This is a genomic window from Bacillus cereus group sp. BceL291, from assembly GCF_051776705.1.
GTDB lineage: Bacteria > Bacillota > Bacilli > Bacillales > Bacillaceae_G > Bacillus_A > Bacillus_A cereus.
Genome location: NZ_JBPWAP010000169.1, coordinates 1 through 4,063 on the forward strand (window position 1 = coordinate 1; position 4,063 = coordinate 4,063).

Genomic DNA, 4,063 nt, shown 5'->3' on the forward strand with positions numbered 1-4,063 from the left:
CTTAAGTTGATGGGCATGGGGTAGAACCAGCATCTCCGAGTAAATCGGGAATTTTGTAATATTCTGAAAATAATCACATAATTAATGATGCTGGTTCTCCTTTTAAATAGCCATTCTTTTATCCATATCTAAACGAAATTCACCATATGGATTAATATGAGAGTAAATCATAGGTGTAAGTGCCCGATAATCTTCTTCGTCCAAACGATTTTTCCATTCATCTTCACTGAGTAATTGTTGGATGATTAAAGTATTAATATAAATGATGCAGTTTTGGATTAATTGCAAACTTAACATGGCAACCTCTTGCTCTTCGAGCTCATTACGACGTATTTCCCCACCTTGGCCATAAAAAATAAAATCACTTGCTGAGTGCCAATTTTCAACCGTATTCAATCCAGAATGGATTTCTTTTCTTAATTGTTCTGAAGCTAAATAATCACACAAAAACATTGTTTTAATCACTTTTCCTAATTCTTGAAATGCTAAAAATGTTGGGTGAGAGCTATTCTTAGAAAATTGTTTCAAAATGGCTTCTGTATCAGCAGTATTTATTCGTAGTGCTGTCGCATACTTAACCATTTCGTTATATTGCCGCTTAATTAAGTCCCAATTAATAGCTCGTTTCGCAATGACAGGAGACAAATTTTCATAACAATCTGTCGCAGATGCTTTATAGAGCTTTTGAGATTGAATATTTTTAAAGCGTGGTAACAGTTCGAAACCCAGTAAATGACAAAAGGCGAAGCCGACTGTACTTTGGCCATGTGTATCTACATAATTACGATCTATCTCTTTATCTGTATCATGATTAAGTAATCCATGTAACATTGCAGCCACTTCAGAAGAATTAGGTGCGTTTACTTGAGAATAAATGCACATTGATTTTTCCTCAACGTGCCAATAAACAGAAACACCTGGCCCACGATATCTAGGAAACCATTGTGTCCTTAAATTTTGATCGTAAGCTACTACGCGTGAGGAATCGGAAGCACATGAAGTGGTACCTTGTCCCCAAATAGCTTCAGCTCGTTCAGTTAAAATTGCATTCACTACACTTTGATTTGCAATTCTTAAATTTTCTACATGTATGTACTTTCTCTTCACATATAAAAGTGCTTTATATTGCATACTGGCATCACCAGAAGATACACGTTTAATTCCAGTATTTGTCCCTATGCCATACAAACATAGTAATAATCTTTTTTGGATTTCATCCCGATCTAATCGTTCGTGAGTAGCTAAGCTTTGGAAGTGATTGATAAAACCAGTCCTTAGCGCTGTCTCTTTTAAAATATCGATTAAATTTGTCATCCACCAACGGTTGGACAGTTCTCTTTTTAGATGACCTAATTGTTTTGGTTCCGTGCTTAATTCATTTGGTGCTATTGATATCCACCCATTGTGTTTACTTAAAATTTTCACTTTTTTATTCTTAGGAATATTATTGTTTAACATAACTAGTTTTGCACGTAGTAGTTGTTGTAGGTCATCTATTTTCTCTTGAGATTCTAAAGGTTGATTTAATTCTTCATAATGTTGAATACGATTTTCCTCAAAATCAGCTGGTAAATACTCTTCTGGATTCCGATAACGATGCGAAAAAGCAACCCAAATTTCTCGACATTTCAATTTATCTCTTAAAGCATGTAAAACGCAGATTTCATAGTTGATTCGATTCACACGTATATCTCCATTTTTATCTTCTGTTACAACTAAATCATACCATTTCCTTGGAATGATTTCTGTTCCAAGGGGAATAGCTTCATGCGGTGAAAATGTGATTTGTTTGGAACCATTATAACTTCGTAGAAGTTCAATCGCTTCAATAACAGGTTGATGAAGATGATTGTTAGATTTAAAATCAAGTAATTTTAATATCTCTGTTACGGCTGTACGATAAGAACTACTGTAAGAATTCCGGATTTTCCAGTGAACTTTTTGTTGATACATAGACTTTTTATACTTTAATTCTTTCACGATATCCTCAAGGATCTGTGGCTTTACGACTGGAAATAAGGTATCTTTTATAGTCCCTTCGGGATTTTGAAGTGCTGTTTCGAGTAAATCAATTAACATTTTATTTTTTCCAAACACTTTTTTAACCTCTAAAATCATTTCCATTTTTACTTTTTTCTCAGCACGACCATTAATTTTATGAATCAAAGTAATAAGAAGCTCAATTAAGTTGTCGTTCAATTCTTTTATTTTTAACCAGAAAAAGGTGGCGAGTAATGTATACCGAATCGGATTCTTGTGACGTTGCAACTCTGTTTTATCTTCAGAAGTAGCACGTAACCTGTATTTCTGGAGTACTTTAGGCGGTATTTCAGAAAATAAATTCATAGGTAGCTCTAAAGCTAGCAAAGTTTTTAATTTATCAAGTTCAGTAAATAACGTGGCTTGACTCAAACGTCCAGGTCCCATTGTTAATTTTCGGAATGTGATTTCTGATGTTTCGTCTTCGTTGGAACCGCTTTCTTGATTTTCTAGATATCCCCAGTAATCCAGTAAATCATCAATTTTTTTCAAAGTACTATCCGAGAGTTTCTTATACGTTTCTTGATAAAAATCTTGTTCTCTCTGAAAAATAAGTTGTTGAACCAGTTGATTTATTTGCCACTCAGGAGGGGCTACAATTTTCTCTGTTCGATATTTGATATATAACTGTTTTCTCAATAGATTAGCATCTAGATTATATTCATAAATCCGATTATAGAGCCATGTTCGAATGAATTCTCGATCTTCATCTTTTTCTTCTTTGAAACCAAAAAAATCAAGTATTTCTTGTTTATGTTTTCTAGCTGTTTTAGAATCAAGAATGTAAGTGTGATAAGAATTTAAAGAAAGATTTAATTGTTTAGAAAGAAAGTGTAGCATCTCAGATGGAATTTGAGTTTTTTTCGTTGGGAATTGATGAAACAATTGAAAATACTTAAGTAAAGCTGCAAAACCGATTCTAGTTAGTTTATATCTAGCATTAACTAATTTTAGTTCTTCAGAACTCAGTATAAAAGAAGTAATTTCTCGATCTAAATTCCAATGTTGTTTCATTTCATTCATCCTAACTATTAAATATTTTTTCAACAGCTTGCTCTAAGTCACTCATTGAAGGAGCTGCATAGCGTTTGGTTGTATTCACATCATTGTGTCCCATTAAATCAGCAACTGTTGCAAGATCAATACCAGAAGCCACAAGTTCACGTCCATATGTATGCCTTAGCATGTGTGCACCAATGCCGTATTGTTCAAATATTCTTTGAGCTGATCGTTTAGATAATCGTTTTCTAAAATTAGAAAGAAACAGTGGAACTTCCAAGTCTGTTCGTTTTTGTAAATAGTTTTGTAGATGATAACGACTTTCTGCTGGTAAAGGAATTTTTCTTGAAATACCACCTTTACCATCTCTAATAATTATAAATCCAGACCGTTCTCTCATTTCAACATCATCACGGTTTAAAACCACAAGTTCAAATACTCGAACACCTGTATAAAGCATTGTATAAACAATAGCGATATTCCTAAGGTTTTGAGACTTCTCAACTTCTCTCAACAATCGATTTCTCTGCTTTTTAGATAAGGATTTCGGAGAAATATTACGAATATGCCTAACTTCTGGTCGTTTTATGTGATTTAGAAGTTCTTCTTTTCCGACAAACTTCATATAAGCTACGATGGCACTGTATTTCGGTGTAATGGTTGTTGCTTGGTTTCCTTGAATCGATAAGAAATTGATATATTGTTGAATATCATAACGCGTAATGTCGTGAATTGAGCTACCTTCAGTAACTAACCATCGATGAAAATTACAAATATGACGAGAATAATCATGTACAGTATTGGGACGTTTCCCTTGCTCAAAAAGAAATCCCTCAAACTCTCCGAGTTCTATGTCACTTTTTTTCACCCTTAACACCTCCAAATTTAATATATTTCTAAGTTATTATAACAAAAAGTGTCACAGAATGACTCTTCTGTGACGAAAATATATAAGGTAACTCACTATAACGTTCAGAAAATTACGAAATTCACGATTTACTCAAAGATGCTGGTTCTAGGCCTA

2 protein-coding genes are annotated in these 4,063 nt (G+C 33.6%); both read right to left on the bottom strand.

The features are described from left to right. Positions 1 to 102: 102 nt before the first annotated feature. Positions 103 to 3,054 (bottom strand): Tn3 family transposase, encoded by a 2,952-nt coding sequence (locus ACS2CR_RS33630; RefSeq protein WP_153603156.1) that lies wholly within the window; start codon positions 3,052 to 3,054, stop codon positions 103 to 105. Positions 3,055 to 3,064: 10 nt separating this feature from the next. Next, entirely contained in the window at positions 3,065 to 3,907 is an 843-nt protein-coding gene (locus ACS2CR_RS33635) for a tyrosine-type recombinase/integrase (protein ID WP_309567940.1), read from the bottom strand. Positions 3,908 to 4,063: the final 156 nt, after the last annotated feature.

What these genes read in the sequence shown, in the direction of transcription:
- ACS2CR_RS33630 (WP_153603156.1), bottom strand. Translation starts at nt 3,054, where the DNA reads ATGAAACAACATTGGAATTTAGATCGAGAAATTACTTCTTTTATACTG.